Here is a 21,114-nt window from a genome sequence, read left to right on the forward strand (position 1 = left end):
GTGATAAGTACCTAATGAGTGTTAATATTTTATAATTTTGCAAAAACTTTTTACCATGCATTTTATTTCTCCCGAACTAGAACTTTATGTCGAAAGGCATTCCGAAAACGAGCCTGCGCTTTTAGCAGCACTGCATAGAGAAACCTATCAAAAAATCATGCAGCCAAGAATGCTGAGCGGTCATTTTCAAGGGAGAGTCTTGAGCATGCTTTCTAAATTGATACGTCCAGTTAATATCCTTGAAATCGGGACGTATACTGGTTATGCAACTTTGTGTTTAGCAGAGGGAATGCAGGAAAATGGCTCAATCGACACGATTGATATCAATGAAGAATTGTCTAGCATCCAAAAAAAGTATTTTGACTTATCGCCATGGAAAAACCAAATCTCACAGCATTTGGGTGATGCTTTAGAAATCATCCCAACTTTGGGAAAGACCTATGATTTAGTTTTTATTGATGCCGACAAAGACAACTATCTGAATTATTTTGACATGATTCTTCCCTTGATGAACAAAGGCGGAATTATTCTTTCCGATAACGTGCTATGGAGCGGAAAAGTACTCGAAACGCCAGATCCAAGGGACTTAAGTACAAATGTTTTATTAGAATATAATAAAAAACTTAAGGAAGATCCGAGAGTAGAAACAGTATTATTGCCAATTCGAGACGGACTAACCGTGAGCAGAGTTCTGTAACTTAATTTCGGATTGGCTCGTCGTTCGTCGGATTGTCGACATATTCTTTTTGCGGAAAATACTTATCTCTTAAATAAGCATATAATTTCAGCATAATCAAAGCCATCAGGATTCCCCAGATGTAACCACAAAGTATATCGCCAGGGTAATGTAGTCCAAGGTAGATTCTGCTATACGCAAAAATTAAAGGCCAAAGGAAAATGAATCCCATGTATTTCAGATAAGGCTTTAGTACCTTATACAGAAAGAAGGCTGCCGCCATCGAATTTGAGGCATGGCCCGAAATAAAGCTAAAGGATTTTCTTTTTTGTACGGCCCTAATCAAGTCCGCCAGATCAGGATTGCTACCTGGCCGCAGTCGTTGAAAGCCATTTTTAAAAAGATTTGTAGTTTGATCTGTCAATGCAATCAGCAAAGCCATGACCACTATTATCATCAAGGCATGTTTCCAGCCAAGGTGCTTGAACACAAGATACATGATAATCGCAAAGATTGGAATCCAATTTATCTGTTTTGTAATGAATAGCCAAAAACCATCGAATTGTTCCGAACCAAGGCTATTAAGATAAATAAACAGGTTTTTATCAAGTTCCAATATTGTTTCCATCTATCTGTCTTGTCTTTTTATTGGCCCCTCTCCTATGGTTTCGATATCTTCTTTGACTTTATTAATTTCGGCATCTACATCTTGAGTGATTTTATCTAAGCCAAAACTATTGTCGTTGGAATTTTCAATAATCTTGTTGAAGTTTTCCTTTACTTTATTGATTTCATCAGAAAAACCACCTGTCAAAGATTTTGTATCTAGACCGCTATCTGAGGCAGTTTTGTGAATTTCCGACTTAATATCTTCAGTCGCATTTTTAAGCTGCTGCATTCCTTTACCGAGTGCTCTTGCAACTTCTGGGATTTTGTCTGCTCCGAAAAGCATGATTGCGATGAATATGATGAATATAAATTCTGATCCTCCTATACCAAACATAATCTTGTATTTTATATCACAAAGATACGGTAAAAAACTAGCTGCAGTTTCAGCTTTATCTTTTTACTAATCTATTTTAATACGATTTTAACTAACCTCCTAATTCGTCAAACTTTGATTTTATCTTCTCTTTCGGCCATGAATTATTCTCAAGATCGATATCGGCAGTCTGTAATTTTGGATCCAGTTTTATCTTAGCAACTTTCTTCTCAGTAGCAAAAACACGGGATACCGTCTGATTTCCTTTTCTCCAGATTTGTACCGGAAAATTATAATCTTCTGTAGATCCGTCATCGTAAGTCAGCTGTACCAAAATAGGCATCAACATGCCGCCCGGCTTATCAAAGGCGACTTCATAAAAATATTTCGGAGATTTAAGCTTGCTTCTTTCTTCTTGCGTATATTTTTCTTGGATGAAATCGGCCAAAACTTTTATATCATTTACATCAAAAGACTTCATATTCTTTTTATTGAGATCTTTTGAATCCCCAGAAACCATATACACAAATGGCCCATCTTCTTTATTAAAACGGCCTCTTCGTATCGTTACGTCTTTAGTCTCTTTTGGAGCTTCAGACGACACATAGTATTCTTTCACGTCTTGGATTCCGATATCTACATAATCTGTTGAATAGAACCATCCTCTCCAAAACCAGTCCAAATCAACTGCAGATGCATCTTCCATCGTCCTGAAAAAATCTTCTGGCGTCGGATGCTTGAATTTCCATCGATTTGCATAGGTCTTAAATGCATAATCAAACAGCTCTCTTCCCATAATAGTTTCACGAAGAATGTTAAGCCCCGTTGCTGGCTTGGCATACGCATTCGCTCCAAATTGTTGGAGGCTTTCTGAATTGGACATGATAGGCTCCAAAAAGTCCTGAGGACCGCTCATATACGGAACAATTTTTGCCGCAGGCCCTCTTTGTGAAGGATAGCTAGAACTCAATTCTTGCTCGGCCATATATTGCATGAATGTGTTCAAACCTTCATCCATCCATGTCCATTGGCGTTCGTCTGAATTAACAATCATCGGGAAGAAATTGTGTCCTACTTCGTGGATGATCACGCTTTGCATTCCGTATTTTATTCTTTCGCTGATGAAACCATTTTCGTCCGGACGTCCGTAATTCCAACAAATCATCGGATATTCCATACCTTGATCTTCGGCAGAAATCGAAATCGCTTTTGGATACGGGTAATCAAAAGTGTGCGACGAATAGCTTCTTAAAGTGTGCGCAACCGTTTTTGTCGAATATTCGCCCCATAGCGGATTGGCTTCTGGCGGATATAAAGAAATCGCCATCACTGATTTTTCGGAAAGCTTCACAGCCATAGCATCGTAGATGAATTTTCTGGATGTCGAAATTCCGAAATCGCGTACGTTTTTAGCGCTGAATTTCCATGTTTTCTTTTTATCCGAGAATCCTTTTGATGCAGCTTCTGCTTCTTCTTGAGTAACTACCACGACAGGCTTGTCATAGGTCTTTTCGGCTAATTGGTATCTTTTTAATTGTTCTGCTGTAAAAACCTCTTTTCTATTCATCAGGTCGCCTGTAGCTTCTAAAACATGATCGGCAGGAACCGTAATATTCACATCAAAATTTCCAAAAGGAAGCGCAAATTCTCCAGCTCCCCAAAATTGCATGTTCTGCCAGCCTTCCACATCATTATAGACAGCCATTCTTGGATAAAACTGAGCGATTACATAGAGATTATTGCCGTCTTTTTCGAAATGCTCATATCCAGAACGTCCTCCGTCTACTCTATAATTGTTTATGTTGTACCACCATTTTATGGAAAATGAGATTTTTTCTTTTGATTTTAGCGGCGTGTCCAAATCAATACGCATCATGGTTTGGTTGATGGTGTATTTCATCGGTTTTCCTTTGGCGTCTTTTACGTATTCGATTACAAAACCTCCGTCAAAGCTTTCTTCCATGAATTTCTTTGAAAATCCAGCAGGAGTCATGGCTTTCTCCATTTTTTGATTTTCTACCAATGTAGATTTAGAGTTTCTCTCTTTTTGATTTTGATCCAGCTGCACCCACAAATATTCCAGATTTTCAGGCGAATTATTATGATATGTTATCGTTTCCGTCCCATAAACTTTCGTGTTCTTGTCATCCAATTCGATGTCCATTTTATAATCGGCTTGCTGCTGATAATAGGCCGGTCCTGGAGCTCCAGAAGCCGTTCTGAACATATTAGGTGTCGCCAAAAGATCATACATCTGGCTGAATTTATTGGTATCGTATTTTCCAGGCTCGCGCTTCTTATCGGTGTTTTTTGTTTCCTGTGCGAAAACTACGGCAGGAAGCATTGCTAGTAGAAAAATTATTCTTTTCATTGAAAATCGATGATTTTGTTTTAAGGATTGAAATTTAGTCAATTTGGCGTAATGCAAAAAAAATTGCTAATAATTTAACACTCCGCGCATTTTTCCCGACGTAAGCAGCAAGCTTTGCTTATTCCCTGCAATATTGGTATGGAAAATATGTTGCTGGTCGTACAACTCCATGAGGATGGCGTCTTTTATTTCTAACGAACTCACTTTTTCGATGTTTTTGATGGTGAAGTAGCAAATCAGCACATTGTCTTCGACTTCTTTTCCTAAAAAATGAATTTCTTTTTCTTGGCCATTTACCTTGATGCTGAATTTTTCTTGAAAATACTTCTGAAGATACTCTTTGCTATCTTTTAATTCTTTTGAGGTTCCGAGGTATATTTTTTTATTAAATTTTTTCTCGAGAGCCAAATCTATATCATCAATAAATAATCGGGAAGTAATTTCTATCGCTTTTTTTTGCGGAACATAATCCAGCTGATTTACAGATACATAAAATTTATGCAGCGACACGGAAGTCAGTGTCACAAAAAGAAATAGAAGAGAAATTGTCTGGATTACTTTTTTCATTTTCCAAAAATACTTAATCTTTCGGAACTTCTGAATTTTGCAGCTTATTGTATTCCACTGCAAGCTCATTAATCAAAAAAGTAGCCAGCGTTTTGTTTTTGGCCCTTACAGCAGTCGCAAATTTCAAATCTTCGATACAGAAATACTTGAATGCTCTTATATAATCGGGATGGATTTTGAGCGTTTCAGTGTAGAAAGCATCGTCATACAGATTGTCTACTTTCTCTAAAAGCATTTCTTTTTTTTCTACAGACACTTGTTGTTTAAGCCTTTTTGTCCTTCCTGACATGAAATTTAGCAACGGATCAAGAAGTCCTGTCGTCGCCGTTCGTACCTTTCTTTCGGCAGGCGTATATACTTTTGCAGGCTTGGATAAGATGCTTAGCGAAACAGCATTGATGTTATTATATTTGGTAATTTCGACCTCATCTAGTTGCGTCGCTTTGGGTATCATAGTGATGAAAACGGTTTCAGATTTCAAATCGTCAGCTTCTATAATTTTTCTTTTGTATTCTAGGCTAAGGGCAGATAACACCAAAAGATCATCTTCTTTAGCAAGAATTCGGAATTCGCCTTTTGCATCAGTTTGAGCCGATTTTTCATTGACAAGATTGACCACGTTGATTCCTTCCACATTATTGCCGTCGGCCGTGACTTTTCCGTGGATCGTTTTTTCTTGTGAAAAAAGAAACTGCACAACAAACAAGCCTATTAAAAGGAAGCTATTTTTCATCTGAAAGAATGTGGATGTATTTTGTTGCCAATTGGCCTAGCAAAAAATTCATCATTTGTTTGTTTTTATTGTTAAGTTCTTTTATAAACTGCGCGTTTTCAATAGCATAATATTGAAAGCCTTTTACATTTTCTGATGGAATTTTCAACGTATTTATGATATAATCATCTTCATACAACTCTTGAAATCTTTTTATCAAAAGCTCTTTTCGCTCTACTTTTAATTGGTTTTTTAAATTTTTTGTACGTCCCGAGATTGCATTAATAATAGGATCAAGACTAAATATAGCTCCAAAACCTACCGAAAGATTTAAATCAGTAGCGGTCTTGAGCTTTCTTTCTGCTGGCGTATATACTTTTGCTGGCTTTGACAAAATCCCTAAATCAACCGCATTGATATTGGAATATTCTGTAATGACGACTTCGTCGAGCTGATTCGTTTTTGGAACCATATGGATTGTGATTATTTCTGCCTTCAAATCTTCTGAAGCTATAATCTTTCTTTTATATTCAAAATTTATCGCCGAGAGCACGAGCAGATCGTCTTCTTTTGCCAAAATGTGGAATTCTCCATCAGCATCCGTAATAGCTGATTTTTCATTGACAAGATTGACCACATTAATTCCTTGCACATAATTACCATCGGCTAGAACCTTTCCGTGGAGTAGCTTTTCCTGAGATTGCGAAAACACAATCCCTGTCAGCAGGAGAAAAAATAAGGCAAAATAATTATTTTTTCTCATCGGCTAGCAAGGCTTTATATTTTTCTGCTAACTTGATTATGGAAGCTTCCATGGCTATCTTATTATTTGCGTCCATAGCCTTCGCGAATTCTTCATCGCCGACAATGTAGTATTTGAAACCATTAACGTAGTCTTTTGGAATATCCAAACTTTCAGTATAATAGCTTTCATCAAAATAATTATCGATTTTTTCGAGCCTGGCTATTTCTTTTTCAACTTGGACGCCTTTTTTCAGTGTTTTTGTCCTTCCAGATAAAAAATTAAGTATGGCATCGTTGCTGATACCCAGGCCTTGAATCAGCTCTACAGGTTTTGAGGCTGTTCTTAGTTTTCTTTCTGCTGGCGTATAGACTTTTGCTGGCTTCACAACCGAAAAACCATCGCTGTCTTTGTTGACAACGACTTCGTCAAGTACCGTAACTTTAGGCTGCATGACAATTTCAAGGGTTCCAGCAGTGAATTCATCGCGGGTAATGGTTTTTCTTTTATGCTCTAAATTTGTTCCTGACAATATCAGTACATCACCCGTTTTTGCATAAATGACGAATTCGCCTTTGGCATTAGAACGCGCCATGGTAGCATTCGAAAAATTAACAACTTCAACATCTTCGACCAAAGCTTTGCCAGCCGTTATTTTTCCTTGCATCTTCTTGTTGTCGTTTTTTTGAGAAAAGACGACTTGAGAAAGCATCATCAGCATTATAAAAAAGTAGTTATTTTTCATCGGTTATGGTTTGAATGTATTTTTTAGCTATCTCTCCTAATAAAAATGTCGTCATCGCTTTATTTTTACTGCTCAAGATTTTCACGAATCGTTCGTTTTCCACCGCATAATACAAAAATCCTCTTACATGGTCGGAAGGAATCTTTAGTTTTTGCGTGTAATAGTCTTCATCAAACATATCCTCGAGCTGGCTCATCCATTTTTCTTTCCGCTCAGCTTCTAATTCTTTTTTCAGCATAGCTGTCCTTCCCGAAAGCATATTAAAGAGCGGATCGATCGTAAGCGAAGAATTCAGTCCTACTTTTGGATCTAAACCAGTGGCCGTTCTTAATTTTCTTTCGGCTGGCGTATAGACTTTGGCAGGTTTCGGAATAATTCCCAAATCATAGGCATTGATACTCTTATATTGGACGACCATAACTTCATCCAGCTGGTTTACCATGGTTTCCAGTTTTACAAAAAGCAATTCCTTTTCAAAATCACTCGGATCGACAACAACGGTTTTTCCTCTAAACTGTATGGACGAAAACATTATAGAATCGCCTTCTTTAGCCATAATCGAAAAGTAACCGCCTTCTTTGGTTACTGTTTCTTTTCTAGAAGACAGATTCAGAACGTAAATCCCGTCAAGACTCGGCGTATACGCAGTTATTTTTCCTTTCAGCGTTTTCCTTTCAGAAGCTTGGGCAAGCACCGAAGGAGAAATGGCAATAAAAAAGGAGCATAAAAATAACTTTTTAAGCATAATCATGTGGGGGATAGGTTTGTCTGGTAAAAATATCCTATCTGCCTCCAAATATATTGCCAAAGACGTACTAAAATTATGTTAATAATAAACTTTTGCAAACCAGCACTCAATAATTTATAAACCTTGCTAACTTTACGGCTATTAAATCTAACGAAATGAAAAACCTGATTATCGCCAGCACTTCAACACTTCATGGCGGTGGCTACCTCGACTATCTGCTGCCTGAGCTTTCGGCACATTTTAAAAATATCACCACGCTGCTCTTTATACCTTATGCAAGGCCCAGCGGCATTACCCATAACGAATATACTGAAAAAGTACGACAGGCTTTTTCCAAAATCGACATCAAAGTCAAAGGATTGCATGAATTTGAAAACCCGAAAGAAGCTATAAAACAGGCAGAGGGAATTTTTACGGGCGGCGGAAATACCTTCTTATTGGTTTCCCAATTGTACCGTTATGACCTGATGACCTTGCTATCGGAAACTTTAAAAAAAGGAACGCCTTATTTAGGAACCAGCGCTGGCAGTAATATAACGGGACTGACCATGCAAACTACGAACGATATGCCTATCATTTATCCGCCCAGCTTTCAGACTTTAGGAATGATTCCTTTTAACTTGAATCCACATTATTTGGATCCTGATACTAATTCAACACACATGGGCGAAACCAGAGAAACGAGAATCAAAGAATTTCACCAATTCAACACTTTGCCTGTTTTAGGATTGCGAGAAGGAAGCTGGCTCGAGGTAAGAAACGAAACCATCACTTTGAAAGGAAATTTAAAAGCCAGGCTTTTTAGGCAAAACCAAGAACCAGAAGAATTAGAAAGTGGAAGCGATCTGAGTTTTCTTAAATAATTTACAGAAATACTAAAAACAAAAAACCTCAAGCTTTCACTTGAGGTTTGATTTTAGAGCGGAAGACGAGGCTCGAACTCGCGACAACCAGCTTGGAAGGCTGGAGCTCTACCAACTGAGCTACTTCCGCATTACTACGGTGCAAATATAAGTAATAAGTTTTTTCAGTTGCAAGTTTTTTTTCAAAAAAAATGCAATCTTTTTTTCGCAAACTTTGCAGTGATGCGCTTTTTAGCCTCTAAAAGTTTTAGTATTAAAATGTTATATTTTCAATTCAATTAAAAAAATTTCAAAATAAAAATGCAAACGATAAAAGAAATACCCGCGCTAGAAACATTTTCGGTCCGACTTCCTGTTTTGAGGCCGGGTAAATCGATAGAAACTTGCCAATTTGAAGGTGATAATTTAGAAACAACGAAGCATTTCGGGTATTTTAATGATGAAAAATTAGCAGGTATCGCTTCATTATTTAAACACCCTACTCCTTTTTTCAAAGAAGAACAGCAATTTCAGCTGAGAGGCATGGCTGTATTGTCGGAATATCAAAAAAAAGGAATAGGAGAAATTTTGGTCAAGCATGCCGAAAAAGATGCTATCGAAAGAGGCGGAAAACTCATGTGGTTTAATGCTCGAGAAATAGCCGTGCCCTTCTATAAAAAGTTAGGCTATGAAATTATCGGCGATCCGTTCGACATTGAAGATATCGGAAAGCATTACGTCATGTATAAAAATCTGGATACGATATAAAGTTTATCCAAATTAGTTCGCAACTTGAAACTTTTTAAGTAATTTCACCAAAGAAGTCCCCTAAAGCTATTTTGGCCATGTATCGATTTGTTCTCATAACGACATTATTCATGCTGCTGGTTTCCTGCAAGGAGAAAGAAATTGCATACGCTGAGCCTTCAAAAGATGTCACAAAGAAAACCGAAAATGAAGTTAAGCGTTATGCAGTCGATTCTACTTATGTCGCAACTTTTGAAAACGATTCGCTTACTTCGTTTTATAAAATCAATGGCTTCCAGACTGTATGGAACACTCCAAAAAACAGGACGGTAATCATTGATGCGCTTTTAAGAGCCGATCAGGAAGGATTAGACCCTACAGAGTATAATGTCAAAGATTTGAATCGTTATGGAGAAAACATCACTACATTAACCAACAAAGAAATTGCCGGCTATGATGTTTTGATGACGCTTTCTATCCAAAAATACCTCCGGCATTTAACACAAGGAAAACTAAATCCTCGAGAATTATACACCGATTGGGACCTGGCACAGAACAAGGCTGACATCAACCAGATGCTGACGACTGCAGCTAATGGAGATTCTTTGCAAATCATTATCGAAAAGGCCAAACCGACTCATATCGTTTACAAGAAACTGAAAGACGCTCTGATTCTCATTAATACTTTCCCTACCGATACCTTAAAAAAAATTGAAATTGCGGTAAAATTAAAGGTCAATGACACCAGCTCTTCTTTGATAGACATCAAAAAAAGACTGATGTATTGGAGGGATTTAAAAGCCCCCGATTCTCTTACTTCACTTTATGATCCGGAAACAGCAAAGGCTATAAAACGATTCCAGCTTAGGCATGGACTAGCCGCAGACGGAGTAATTGGAAGCGGTACCGTTATGGCATTGAATACTACAAAAAACACAAGAAAAGAACAGATTATCGCAAATCTTGAGCGCTGGAGATGGTTTCCGCGAGAAATGGGAGAACATTATATCATTGCTAATATTCCCGATTATAAGCTTCATACCGTTTTCAAGAACGATACGACGCGAACACACAATATTATTGTCGGGACTTCTAAAAGAAAGACGCCCATATTAAGTTCTAAGCTAAGCTATGCCGTTTTTAACCCAACATGGACTGTACCGCCGACAATTCTCAAAGAAGATATTATTCCTGCAACGACCAAAAACCGAAATTATCTGGCTAGCAAAAACATTACAGTCTATGACAAAAACGGAAAAGAAATAAGCGCTGCCAACTGGAATCCAGAAAAAGCCTTGAATTACCGATATGTCCAAAGTCCTGGAACTTATAATTCGTTAGGAATGGTAAAAATAATATTCCCAAACAATTTCACGGTTTACCTGCACGACACGAATCATAGGGAATATTTCGACAAGACAAACCGCTCGCTAAGTTCTGGATGCGTCCGCGTTCAAAATCCGTTAGAATTGACCGAGTATCTACTAGATGACAAAGCCAACTGGAGTCTTGAAAAAATTACGGAAACGCTAAAAAGAGAAAAAACACAAAGTGCTAAAATCAAAAATGAAATCTACATCTACCAGCTCTATTGGACCGCTTGGAGCCATGATAACATACTCCAGTTCAGGCCAGATATCTATACTTTAGACAGCGAACTGTATTCTAAATTACGAAATTAATTTGGTAGCTGTTTTGTAATTTGCCGTAGGATGGTAAATAAAAAGACAAGACTTATCTTTAATCACATTGATAACTTCTTTCGTAATTCCGACTGGCAATGCAGGACAACCTTGGCTTCTTCCTAATCTTCCATGACTTTTTATAAAAGATTCTGCCACATAATCTGCACCGTGAATCACGACCGCTCTATTTCTAGCATTATCGTTGATTCCTTTTTCCAGTCCGTCAAGACGAAGCGAAAGTCCATGTTTTCCTTGATATACTTCTCCTGTTGCATAAAATCCAAGACTGCTTTTGTTTGAAGAAGATGCATTTGAAAATTCTTTTGCAAACTCTTCACCAGTATTTCTTCCGTGAGCAACAAGCGAATTGTAAAGGATTGTGTTTGTAGACATGTCAATAATCCAAAGCCTTTTCGCATTAGATGACAAGCTAAAATCAACAATTGTCAGGATATTTTTTGTAATCAGTCCTTTTTCTTTCAGCTGGTAAAAACCTTGAAGCGCTTTAGAAAAGCTCTCCATTTTTGGCAAAGGAAGATTATTAGAATGCAGCGTGCTGTATATTTTTTCGGCTTTCATCGAAAAACTTGCTTCTGAAGTGGCTGCGATTAATTTTTCAGGTTCTGTAGGCTTGCTCACATTTGTTGAAAATGAAGCAATAAACAACATAAAGACGGGTAAAAACTTATAAATCATTGAAATTCTGATGGGTTAAATTGACTTGGGGAGCGCCAAAAGTATTAAAAAAAATTTACTCACAAAATTTATTACTCTTAAAATGAGGTATTTAACAAAAATAACCGTTTCTTAAAATTAATGTAACAGAGATACTAACGGAAAAAATTCAAAAATATTGTAAAGTAATTGTGTATCTATATTTTATGGCTATTTTTGTTACTCCAAACAAGCACTAATGGGCAAGCCGCTTTTATTGATTTTATTCTTTTTCTCAATCATTTTTACTTTTGATGCTTACGGTCAAAGAAAAAATTTGCAAACAAAATCAATTTCTGAAAGCATTACCATTGATGGAAAATTAAACGAATCCATCTGGAATAGTGCCGCTGTTGCTACCGATTTCTTAATGCTCGAGCCTGACAATGGAAGGCCAATAAGCTCCGAAAAAAAAACCGACGTCCGTATACTTTACAACAATGATGCCATTTATGTAGCCGCATTGCTTTATGATGACGATCCTAAAAAAATCCTGAAAGAAATGACCCAAAGAGATAATTTTGGGACAGCAGATTATTTTGGAATCTTTATCAACGGATTTAATGACGGCCAGCAAGATTTTCGGTTTTTTGTAAGTGCTTCAGGCGTACAGATGGACTGTCTTGCTACCGAAGGCAACGAAGACTACAGCTGGGATGCTATTTGGGACAGTGAAGTTTCAATAACAGAATTCGGCTGGGTCGTTGAAATGAAAATCCCTTATGCCGCCTTGCGTTTCTCTAATGCCGAAAAGCAGACTTGGGGCGTTAACTTTTACAGAGAAATCAAAAGAGACCGCCAAAAATATACTTGGAACTTGATTGACATGAAAATCGGGGCGACACTTCCGCAAACCGGACAGCTGGAAGGTATTGAAAATATAAAACCTCCTACTCGCCTTTTCTTTATCCCCTATTCTTCTTTTTATGTGGAAAACAGCGAAGAAGGAACCGACAACAAATTCAAAGCCGGAATGGACATCAAATACGGCATCAACGATTCGTTTACGCTGGATGCTATCTTGGTTCCCGACTTCGGCCAGACCAAGTACGACAATGTAGTATTAAATCTTGGTCCTTTTGAACAGCAATTCAATGAAAATCGTCCTTTTTTTACAGAAGGAACCGACCTTTTTAACAAAGGAGAATTATTGTACTCTAGAAGAATCGGCGGAAGCCCTTCGGTATACTTATCTTCAACCGACGAAAATATTATTGCCAGTAATCCGTCTTCTGTAAACCTCATCAACGCCGTAAAAGTCTCTGGAAGAACCTCAAAAGGATTAGGAATTGGAGTGCTTAATGCCGTTACCGAAAAAACCTATGGCAACTTCAGAAATACCCAAACAAACGAGACAACAAAAGTAGTCGTAGAACCGCTAACCAATTATAATATCCTGGTTTTAGACCAACGGTTCAACCAAAATTCGTCGGTTGCGCTTGTCAACACCAATGTAACACGCAATGGAGAATTCCGCGATGCGAATGTTTCTGCCATAGTTTACGACCTAAATACCAAGAACAACAAATTCAACCTTACGGGCGATTTCAAATACAGCTACATTAACGAATATGGCGACAATGACAATCAAGAAGGCATCAATACAGCAATACAAATTGGAAAAAAAGGCGGCAAATGGAGGTATAATGCCGGAGGATCGTATGTTTCAAAAAAATACGATGCAAATGACTTGGGAATTACGTTCATAAACAATTTTCATGGTGTTTACACTAACATTGGATACCGAATCTTGAATCCAAATTCTATTTTTAACACTTTCAAGATCAACACAAATTATTATGCCGAGTTTCAAAATACAACAGGCCGATTGCAGAAAGGAGAAATAAACATTGATTTTAACTCAACCAGCAGAAAAAACGACTATTATGCATTAGCAGTCTATATCAATCCGCTAGAAACCTATGATTTCTACGAGTCGAGAGTAGACGGACGATATGTAAATATCCCGAAGAACATTTATTCTTCAATTTATTTCTCGTCGAATTACAACCGAAAATTTGCTCTAGACATAACACCTTATTGCACGATAACAAGCGAAAAAAATCGTGCTTCTTACGGCTTAAAAATAGCCCCGCGATACCGATTCAGCAACAGACTGCTGATGAATTACATGATTGAGATTTACAACCAAAATAGCGACAGAGGCTGGGTTGCCTTTGACAATAACGACATTATTTTTGCAGAACGGGACCGAAGAACACTGACCAATGAGCTTGGGTTGAAATACGCTATGAATCCGAAAATGACTTTAAACCTAGCCGCTAGGCATTACTGGTCTTATGCAGAAAATAACCAATATTTAACACTTCAAAACGACGGAACGTTAGCATCAAATAGTACATTTACAGTAAATAAAAATTCGAATTTCAGCACTTGGAATTTTGACCTTTCCTATTCGTGGTGGTTTGCTCCCGGAAGCCAGATTTCTGTACTTTACAGAAACAACGCAACCGACTTTAGGACAGAAATCGACAGAAGGCTAGGAAATAATTTCAAGAATCTTTTTGACAACAACCTGAACAATATCTTCTCGATCAGCATCAGATATTTTATTGACTACAATTCGATTAAAAATAAATTTTAGATGAACAAGAAAGTAATCCTAATGATTTTGGATGGCTGGGGCAAATCTCCAGATCCGAAAGTTTCTGCAATTGACAATGCGAACACACCTTTTATAGACAGCTTATATCCACGATATGCAAACGCTCAGCTACGAACTGACGGACTGAATGTTGGTCTGCCAGAAGGCCAAATGGGAAATTCAGAAGTTGGACACATGAATCTTGGAGCCGGAAGGATTATCTATCAAGATTTGGCAAAAATAAATCTTGCTGTTGAAAATAAAACACTGGAACAAGAAAAAACATTGGTTGAAGCTTTCCAATACGCAAAACAAAACAACAAAAAAATACATCTTTTAGGCCTAGTTTCTGATGGCGGCGTTCACTCCCACATCAATCATCTAAAAGGTCTGATTGATGCTACGCAAGATTTCGGACTAGAAAATGTTTTTGTCCATGCCTTTACCGATGGAAGAGATGTCGATCCAAAATCTGGAATATTCTTCATTTCGGCTTTAGAGAAACATATCGAAAACACGCCAGTAAAATTGGCCTCGATAATCGGACGTTATTATGCTATGGACCGTGACAGGCGTTGGGAAAGGGTAAAACGCGCTTACGACTTATTGGTCAACGGAATCGGAACTCATTCTCAAAATGCTGTCAGCAGCCTCCATGACAATTATGAAAAAAATATAACCGACGAGTTTATCGAACCTATAGTAATGGTCGATCAAAACGATAATCCTGTCGCAACAATCCAAAATGATGATGTCGTGATATTTTTCAATTTCAGGACAGACCGTGGAAGACAGTTGACTGAAGTTCTTACGCAGTTTGACTGTCATGAGCAAAACATGCACAAGCTGAACTTGTATTATGTTACGATGACCAACTATGATGATAGTTTTGTTGGAATGCATGTCATTTACGATAAAGACAACATCACCGAAACGCTTGGCGAAGTTTTAGAAAAGAACCATAAAAAACAGATCCGAATTGCCGAGACCGAAAAATATCCTCATGTGACATTTTTCTTCTCAGGAGGAAGAGAAGCTCCTTTTGTTGGTGAAACCCGAATCTTAAAAAACTCTCCGAAAGTTGCGACTTACGACTTGAAACCCGAAATGAGTGCTTATGAACTAGCAGACGCATTGGTTCCAGAATTAGAAAAAGAAGAAGTAGATTTTGTATGCCTAAATTTTGCCAACGGTGATATGGTCGGCCACACAGGCGTTATGGAAGCAGCTATAAAAGCTTGTGAAGCCGTTGACAAATGTGCCGAAAAAGTAATTACTGCCGCTTTGGAACACAATTACACGACCATTGTTATAGCTGATCATGGAAATTGCGAAACGATGATTAATCCTGATGGAAGCCCAAATACGGCGCACACGACAAATCCGGTTCCGATTATTTTAGTCGATAAAGAATTAAAACATATCAGCAATGGTGTTTTGGGAGACATTGCCCCAACCATCCTTGATCTGATGGGCATCAAAAAGCCAGAAGCGATGACACAGCATTCCTTGCTCTAATCAATTGCAAATAAGACATCTACACTAAAACAGCAAAATTTCATCCAAAAAGTGAAGTTCTTGCTGTTTTTCTTTGATATCAATTGTTAAATTACAGATTTACAGCAGAATATTGTTACAAATTATCATCAATTAAAAATAAACTGATTATTTTCGCGTTGAAAACATTTAAATTTCACAACGTTGTTTCTTTTTTAATATGACATCATTGAACAGAACACTACTCTTCATTTTTCTTGTTTTAGCAGAAATTGCCTATTCACAAGGCGGAGCTTCTTCTTGCGCAGAACTGCAAGCTAATTTTGAGCAATACCAATCTTGCGCAACAAGCATTCCTTTTGAAAACTCGACCAATAATATTAGTGGCGAGGTTTTTAATACGACTTGTATCGGGGAACCTTTTCAAGGTCCGACCTGGTTTTTCATGAAGATTAAGACGAGCGGTGATATCTTTTTACAGATTTCTCAAGTTGACAATTTCGGAATTCCTTCTGATGTAGATTTTGTCTTATGGGGACCGTTCAATAATTTGAACAATATCTGCAGCCAATTGGACTTATCGAAAGAAGTGGATTGTAGCTGGCTGCCAGATGGAACCGAAAATGTAGCCTTACCAAATGCAGTTGCCGGGCAATTATACATCCTTTTAGTAGACAATTATTCCAACACGCCAGGCCAGATAACCATTACGCAAACTGGAGGCGATGGAAGTTCCGACTGTAGCTTTCTTTCTTCAGTCAAGATAAAAGACAATGCAGGAAATGACATCACGCAGTTCAATTATTGCCAGCCTGCGACTAAAGACCTTGTTGCTACTATCGATGTCACTGATTTCCCTGGAAATGTCGCTGATTTACGATTTAATTACAAATGGTATAAAGACGGAATTTTGATTTCGACCATAGCAAATTCGCTTTCTAGCACTAATGCCTTAACCGTTTCGGAAAGCGGCACCTATAAAGTCGAGACAACAGCTTACGACAGTACAGATCCGACAGTAGACCTCAATACGCTAGAAGTAAGCGATGCCGAAATTGCGCTGAAATTCTTTATTGCTCCAAACATGACATTGCAAAACACCAATACGCAATGCTTGAGCAGTACACCCGTTTTGCAAACGGTTGACAATAATACGGTTGTTCAGACTTATACCTATGAATGGTTCCGAAATGGAGCTTCTATTGCTGGAGCTATCGGCTCTACTTTTACTCCTACTTTGGCAGGAAATTATTTTGTGAGAATTTCAAATGACGGCTGTTCTCCTGTTGATTCAAATGTGATTACTATTTATGAATCCCCTCAAGTTACGATATCAGACAATCAGACCATCTGTGAGAATACTACTTATCAAATAACATCGGTTATTGCAAACAACGCCAATCTTACAAGTATGACGTATCAGTGGTACAAAGACGGCAATCCGATTGCTGGTGCTACTTCGGCAACCTATACTGTTTCTGTTGCAAATCAAAATCCGAATACGACTTCTGCCTATGTTTTAGAAGTTACAGAACAAGGATTATGCATGACCGCTTCGAATTCAGTATCCATAACGATGAATGCGAAGCCAAGCTTAAGCACGACTCCTGTCCTGCTCCAGCAATGCGATTATATTTCACCAAATAATGACGGAATCGCCATCGTAAACCTGAATCAAGCCTACAACAGCATCACGAACGGAGCTACTGGATTGACCTTAAGCTACTTTTTGGATGCAGGACTGACACAGCCTATAACCAATCCTAATGTATTTACAAATACACTTCCATTTACCCAAAATATTTACGTTACAGGAGTATATCCTGCTCAAACGCCAATATGCACATCGAATGTAGCAATTATCAATCTGGTCATAAACCCGACAAGCGTTGCGGCCTATACCAATAGGGCTCCTGTATGTCCTGAATTAAACACGAACTACGGGCTGATTGATTTTGATTCGCAAAGAACTATCATAAAAAATACGTTCTTCCCTACAACCAATGTTAATATTGCTTTTTACAGTAATGAAATTGATGCCTCTATCGAAGCAAATGAGCTGACAAATTCATCGCAACTACCAATAGGAATTTCAACCATCTATACCAGAGTAGAAACAAATAACAATTGCGCAGGAATTGGGACTTTTACGGTTGAAGTATATAGCACTCCTGCTCGAAATGCAATAACCCCTATCAATGCTTGCCAAACAGAAACCATAATTTTGTCCAGCAAAGACATTGAAATATTAACAGGACAGAATCCTACGGTAAGCGCTACCTATTTCAACACATTTGATAATGCTCGAGACAATGTCAGCGCTATAAACAAAAACACGTCTCTCCCATTAATTGTAGGAACCAAAACAATCTTTGTGAGATTATTTGATACAGCAACACAATGTTTCTCCATAGCCGATTTCAATATAAACGTATTTGCAAATCCAGTAATAACTGCTCCTGATCCGATCACAATGTGTGGTACAACAACAGCCGATTTTAATCTTGACGGAAGAATTACACAGATTACTTCGGGCAATACTAACTATCAGGTATTCTTTTATGAAACACCAGCCGACTTAGCAACTGATACTCGTATACCTGTCACAAACGCCTACAATTCGGCCTCAAAAACAATCTACATAAAAGTCATTGACCCAACAAACAACGGCTGTTCATCAACAACTTCATTGCAATTGAGAGTTGTGGGAAGTCCTGGCAACACTGTCAATCCTGACATCCTTCAAGCGTGTGATGACAGCGGATTTTATAGTTTCGACTTGACCCAAAGACAAAGCCAGATGGCAGGAACGACTCCTTTGAATACGATTCAATTCCGATATTATACGGATGAGACGGAAGCCTTGGCCAACTCCAATACTACTATTCCTGTGCCTAGTGCTTTCACTAACAGAACAGCAGGCTATCAAAAAATTTATGTGCGATTGAACAGCACCGTAAACATTGACAGCGAAAGCGGAATCGCTTGTTTCAGGATACTCGAATTAGAATTGTTCGTAAGGCCGCTGCCTGCAAATAATCTTCAGCCGCAACCCTACAGAATCTGTATCGACATTCAGAACAATGTGATCAATCCCGCATTTATTGATACGCAATTATCAGAACCCGACTATGATTTTGTATGGTATAATGAATCAGACGCGAATCCATCAAACGAAATTTCGTCTGAAACAACAAGCACTTTTTCTACATCAGTACCTGGAAATTATTCTGTTAAAATCACGAATACAACCAACACGGCTCTCTGTTCTAGAATAATAAATTTCACGGTGAGGAACACATTGATTCCTTTTTCAATCCTAGGAGATCCAGCGGAGCAAATTACTTTCGAGTCGGATAGCAAGGTTACTGCAATTGTTACGCCGCAATCGCCCGATTTTCAATACATGATCGATGACAACGGCTGGCAAGACAGCAATGTATTCCATAATATCAAAGAAGGCATACATATTCTGAAAGTCAGAAACCGTTTTGGCTGTGGTGAAATCAGCACACGAATCGTAATCGTCGATTACCCTAAATACTTTACACCAAACGGTGACGGATTTAACGATACCTGGAACATCGGCGGAAGGACTTCGCTAGATATTTCTAACATCTATATTTTTGACCGTTATGGTAAAATCTTGACAGACCTTCGCGTAAATGGCATCGGCTGGGACGGTATGTATAATGGACATCCGCTTCCATCTGACGATTATTGGTTTAAGATACTTTACGAAAAGGATGGAGTGAAAAAAGAATTCAAGAGTCACTTTACCTTGAAAAGATAAAACCACAAAAAGCTGTCTCTTATGGAGGCAGCTTTTTTATTTGGCCTAATTCGCATAAAAATAGTACTTTTGCAAACTGATAAATTCAAATTTATGATTATCCAAAAAACTAGAGAAGAAATTGAATTGATGCGTGAAAGTGCTCTTTTAGTTTCAAAGACATTAGGCATGATTGCCGCAGAAATCAAGCCCGGAATCACGACTTTGCATCTGGACAAATTAGCAGAAGAATTTATTCGCGACCATGATGCCGTTCCAGGTTTTTTGGGTCTTTATGGCTGTCCGTCTTCCATCTTGACTAGCGTTAACGATCAAGTTGTTCACGGCTTGCCGACAAATACTATAATTGAAGAAGGCGATATTGTTTCTGTAGATTGCGGTGTTTTAAAGAATGAATATTATGGCGACCATGCCTATACTTTTGAAATTGGTGACGTGGCTCCAGAAACTAAAAAACTGCTTCAAGTTACCAAAGAATCACTGTATGTAGGAATAAGAGAATTCAAGATGGGAAACCGTGTTGAAGACGTAGGAAATGCTATCCAAAAATATACCGAAGCTCATGGTTATGGAGTAGTTCGCGAATTGGTAGGACACGGTCTTGGCAAAAAAATGCACGAAGATCCAGAAATGCCGAATTACGGAAAACGCGGACGCGGAAAATTATTTGTAGAAGGAATGGTCGTCGCTATCGAGCCGATGATCAATCTGGGCACAAAAAATATCAAACAGCTAAAAGACGGCTGGACGATTGTTACTGCCGATAGAAAACCGAGTGCCCATTTCGAGCATGACGTGGCTTTGGTCAACGGAAAACCGGAACTGCTTTCGACTTTTTCTTATATCTACAAAGCATTAGGAATTGAAAGCAATGAAGAAAATGAATTCAGAAGTCAGCCTTTGGTACTTTCCTAATGAAAAAAATTTTCAGATTTGTCTTAAATACGATTCCGAGGCCGATATTGATTCGCCTTAGCTATGTTATACGCCCTGTCCTTGCCCTTGCTTTGAAAGGAAAAAAATATACGGATCCGATTGACGGACGAAGCTTTAAAAAGTTTCTACCGTATGGCTATGGGACGCAGCGAAACAATGTACTTTCCCCAAGCACTTTATCTTTAGAAAGGCATCGTCTGCTTTGGCTATATTTAAAAAACGAAACTGATTTTTTTACGGCTCCGAAAAAAGTACTGCATTTTGCTCCAGAACAGGCATTTTATAAAATCTTCAGAAATCAAAAAAATCTGGATTATATGACAACCGATTTGCTGTCGCCATTGGCCGATGTAAAAGCAGACATCTGTAATTTGCCTTTTGAAGATAATTCATACGATGTCATTTTGTGCAACCACGTTTTGGAACATATCCCAGACGACACAAAAGCCATGCAGGAATTATACAGGGTATTAAAACCTGGCGGCATGGGAATTTTTCAAATTCCGCAAGACCTAAAAAGAGAAACTACTTTTGAAGACAATTCGATTACTGATCAAAAAGAGCGTGCTAAAATTTTCGGACAATACGACCACGTTCGCGTGTACGGAAGGGATTATTTCGATAAACTAAGAAGCATTGGCTTTACCGTTGTCGAAGAAGATTATACTAAAAAATTAGGCTCCGAGCTCGTAGAACAGTATTGTTTAGCCAACGGAGAAATCATTCCGGTCTGCTATAAATAACAAAATTTA

18 protein-coding genes and 1 tRNA gene are annotated in these 21,114 nt (G+C 38.2%); 9 read left to right on the forward strand and 10 right to left on the reverse strand.

The features are described from left to right. Window positions 1-55: 55 nt before the first annotated feature. A complete protein-coding gene (locus GGR22_RS04780) occupies window positions 56-697 on the forward strand; it encodes an O-methyltransferase (protein WP_182492769.1) in 642 nt (213 codons plus the stop codon). 1 nt (window position 698) lies between these two features. Here GGR22_RS04780 and GGR22_RS04785 read toward each other — a convergent pair whose 3' ends face one another. The 8 genes from GGR22_RS04785 to GGR22_RS04820 all read right to left on the reverse strand — a co-directional run bounded on the left by GGR22_RS04785 (window position 699) and on the right by GGR22_RS04820 (window position 7,546). Next, window positions 699-1,304 carry a phosphatase PAP2 family protein gene (locus tag GGR22_RS04785; RefSeq protein ID WP_182492770.1) on the reverse strand — a complete coding sequence of 202 codons (606 nt, stop codon included), beginning with the start codon at window positions 1,302-1,304 and terminating at the stop codon, window positions 699-701. Continuing rightward, entirely contained in the window at window positions 1,305-1,679 is a 375-nt protein-coding gene (locus tag GGR22_RS04790; protein WP_121375212.1) for a Sec-independent protein translocase subunit TatA/TatB, read from the reverse strand. It lies immediately after the preceding gene. Window positions 1,680-1,770: 91 nt separating this feature from the next. Then, window positions 1,771-4,029, reverse strand: coding sequence for a M1 family metallopeptidase (locus tag GGR22_RS04795; RefSeq protein WP_182492771.1), 2,259 nt, complete (start codon window positions 4,027-4,029; stop codon window positions 1,771-1,773). 66 nt (window positions 4,030-4,095) lie between these two features. Beyond that, entirely contained in the window at window positions 4,096-4,596 is a 501-nt protein-coding gene (locus GGR22_RS04800; protein ID WP_182492772.1) for a DUF6702 family protein, read from the reverse strand. A 13-nt stretch (window positions 4,597-4,609) separates the two neighbouring features. Continuing rightward, window positions 4,610-5,329: a carboxypeptidase-like regulatory domain-containing protein gene (locus GGR22_RS04805; protein ID WP_182492773.1), complete on the reverse strand. Its 720-nt coding sequence runs from the start codon at window positions 5,327-5,329 to the stop codon at window positions 4,610-4,612. Next, on the reverse strand, window positions 5,319-6,071 hold the full coding sequence (locus GGR22_RS04810) for a carboxypeptidase-like regulatory domain-containing protein (protein ID WP_182492774.1): 753 nt from the start codon (window positions 6,069-6,071) through the stop codon (window positions 5,319-5,321). The genes GGR22_RS04805 and GGR22_RS04810 overlap by 11 nt, the downstream gene beginning before the upstream one ends. Beyond that, a complete protein-coding gene (locus GGR22_RS04815; protein ID WP_182492775.1) occupies window positions 6,058-6,795 on the reverse strand; it encodes a hypothetical protein in 738 nt (245 codons plus the stop codon). Before GGR22_RS04815 ends, GGR22_RS04810 begins: the two co-directional genes overlap by 14 nt. Then, on the reverse strand, window positions 6,785-7,546 hold the full coding sequence (locus GGR22_RS04820; protein WP_182492776.1) for a peptidase associated/transthyretin-like domain-containing protein: 762 nt from the start codon (window positions 7,544-7,546) through the stop codon (window positions 6,785-6,787). The genes GGR22_RS04815 and GGR22_RS04820 overlap by 11 nt, the downstream gene beginning before the upstream one ends. Window positions 7,547-7,698: 152 nt before the next feature. Here GGR22_RS04820 and pepE point away from each other — a divergent pair, with 152 nt between their 5' ends. Further along, entirely contained in the window at window positions 7,699-8,406 is a 708-nt protein-coding gene (gene pepE / locus GGR22_RS04825) for a dipeptidase PepE (RefSeq protein ID WP_182492777.1), read from the forward strand. A gap of 57 nt (window positions 8,407-8,463) precedes the next feature. Here pepE and GGR22_RS04830 read toward each other — a convergent pair. Then, a tRNA-Gly gene (locus GGR22_RS04830) sits at window positions 8,464-8,536 on the reverse strand. A 170-nt stretch (window positions 8,537-8,706) separates the two neighbouring features. Between GGR22_RS04830 and GGR22_RS04835 the strand changes: the two genes are divergently transcribed. Both GGR22_RS04835 and GGR22_RS04840 read left to right on the forward strand, forming a co-directional pair. After that, entirely contained in the window at window positions 8,707-9,153 is a 447-nt protein-coding gene (locus tag GGR22_RS04835) for a GNAT family N-acetyltransferase (RefSeq protein ID WP_182492778.1), read from the forward strand. 77 nt (window positions 9,154-9,230) lie between these two features. Further along, a complete protein-coding gene (locus tag GGR22_RS04840; RefSeq protein WP_182492779.1) occupies window positions 9,231-10,814 on the forward strand; it encodes a L,D-transpeptidase family protein in 1,584 nt (527 codons plus the stop codon). On the opposite strand, the gene GGR22_RS04845 is transcribed toward GGR22_RS04840, so the two are convergent. Beyond that, window positions 10,803-11,513: a murein L,D-transpeptidase catalytic domain family protein gene (locus tag GGR22_RS04845; RefSeq protein ID WP_121375222.1), complete on the reverse strand. Its 711-nt coding sequence runs from the start codon at window positions 11,511-11,513 to the stop codon at window positions 10,803-10,805. The two genes, GGR22_RS04840 and GGR22_RS04845, sit on opposite strands and share 12 nt — an antisense overlap. 295 nt (window positions 11,514-11,808) lie before the next feature. On the opposite strand from GGR22_RS04845, the gene GGR22_RS04850 reads away from it, so the two are divergent. The 5 genes from GGR22_RS04850 to GGR22_RS04870 all read left to right on the forward strand — a co-directional run bounded on the left by GGR22_RS04850 (window position 11,809) and on the right by GGR22_RS04870 (window position 21,105). Beyond that, a complete protein-coding gene (locus GGR22_RS04850) occupies window positions 11,809-14,136 on the forward strand; it encodes a DUF5916 domain-containing protein (protein WP_317169773.1) in 2,328 nt (775 codons plus the stop codon). Continuing rightward, window positions 14,137-15,654, forward strand: coding sequence for a 2,3-bisphosphoglycerate-independent phosphoglycerate mutase (gene gpmI, locus GGR22_RS04855; protein ID WP_182492781.1), 1,518 nt, complete (start codon window positions 14,137-14,139; stop codon window positions 15,652-15,654). Between the two features lie 208 nt (window positions 15,655-15,862). After that, the gene (locus tag GGR22_RS04860) at window positions 15,863-19,426 is read left to right on the forward strand and encodes a T9SS type B sorting domain-containing protein (RefSeq protein ID WP_182492782.1); all 3,564 of its coding nucleotides are present in this window, start codon (window positions 15,863-15,865) and stop codon (window positions 19,424-19,426) included. Between the two features lie 93 nt (window positions 19,427-19,519). Beyond that, a complete protein-coding gene (gene map / locus GGR22_RS04865; protein WP_121375226.1) occupies window positions 19,520-20,341 on the forward strand; it encodes a type I methionyl aminopeptidase in 822 nt (273 codons plus the stop codon). Continuing rightward, entirely contained in the window at window positions 20,341-21,105 is a 765-nt protein-coding gene (locus GGR22_RS04870) for a class I SAM-dependent methyltransferase (protein ID WP_182492783.1), read from the forward strand. Before map ends, GGR22_RS04870 begins: the two co-directional genes overlap by 1 nt. Window positions 21,106-21,114: the final 9 nt, after the last annotated feature.

This window comes from Flavobacterium gossypii (assembly GCF_014138495.1).
GTDB classification, from domain to species: Bacteria; Bacteroidota; Bacteroidia; order Flavobacteriales; family Flavobacteriaceae; genus Flavobacterium; species Flavobacterium endophyticum.

Bases quoted from the DNA above. Each gene is read 5' to 3' on its own strand.
- GGR22_RS04780 (WP_182492769.1), top strand. From the start codon at position 56: ATGCATTTTATTTCTCCCGAACTAGAACTTTATGTCGAAAGGCATTCC.
- GGR22_RS04785 (WP_182492770.1), bottom strand. From the start codon at position 1,304: ATGGAAACAATATTGGAACTTGATAAAAACCTGTTTATTTATCTTAAT.
- GGR22_RS04790 (WP_121375212.1), bottom strand. From the start codon at position 1,679: ATGTTTGGTATAGGAGGATCAGAATTTATATTCATCATATTCATCGCA.
- GGR22_RS04795 (WP_182492771.1), bottom strand. From the start codon at position 4,029: ATGAAAAGAATAATTTTTCTACTAGCAATGCTTCCTGCCGTAGTTTTC.
- GGR22_RS04800 (WP_182492772.1), bottom strand. From the start codon at position 4,596: ATGAAAAAAGTAATCCAGACAATTTCTCTTCTATTTCTTTTTGTGACA.
- GGR22_RS04805 (WP_182492773.1), bottom strand. From the start codon at position 5,329: ATGAAAAATAGCTTCCTTTTAATAGGCTTGTTTGTTGTGCAGTTTCTT.
- GGR22_RS04810 (WP_182492774.1), bottom strand. From the start codon at position 6,071: ATGAGAAAAAATAATTATTTTGCCTTATTTTTTCTCCTGCTGACAGGG.
- GGR22_RS04815 (WP_182492775.1), bottom strand. From the start codon at position 6,795: ATGAAAAATAACTACTTTTTTATAATGCTGATGATGCTTTCTCAAGTC.
- GGR22_RS04820 (WP_182492776.1), bottom strand. From the start codon at position 7,546: ATGATTATGCTTAAAAAGTTATTTTTATGCTCCTTTTTTATTGCCATT.
- pepE (WP_182492777.1), top strand. From the start codon at position 7,699: ATGAAAAACCTGATTATCGCCAGCACTTCAACACTTCATGGCGGTGGC.
- GGR22_RS04835 (WP_182492778.1), top strand. From the start codon at position 8,707: ATGCAAACGATAAAAGAAATACCCGCGCTAGAAACATTTTCGGTCCGA.
- GGR22_RS04840 (WP_182492779.1), top strand. From the start codon at position 9,231: ATGTATCGATTTGTTCTCATAACGACATTATTCATGCTGCTGGTTTCC.
- GGR22_RS04845 (WP_121375222.1), bottom strand. From the start codon at position 11,513: ATGATTTATAAGTTTTTACCCGTCTTTATGTTGTTTATTGCTTCATTT.
- gpmI (WP_182492781.1), top strand. From the start codon at position 14,137: ATGAACAAGAAAGTAATCCTAATGATTTTGGATGGCTGGGGCAAATCT.
- map (WP_121375226.1), top strand. From the start codon at position 19,520: ATGATTATCCAAAAAACTAGAGAAGAAATTGAATTGATGCGTGAAAGT.
- GGR22_RS04870 (WP_182492783.1), top strand. From the start codon at position 20,341: ATGAAAAAAATTTTCAGATTTGTCTTAAATACGATTCCGAGGCCGATA.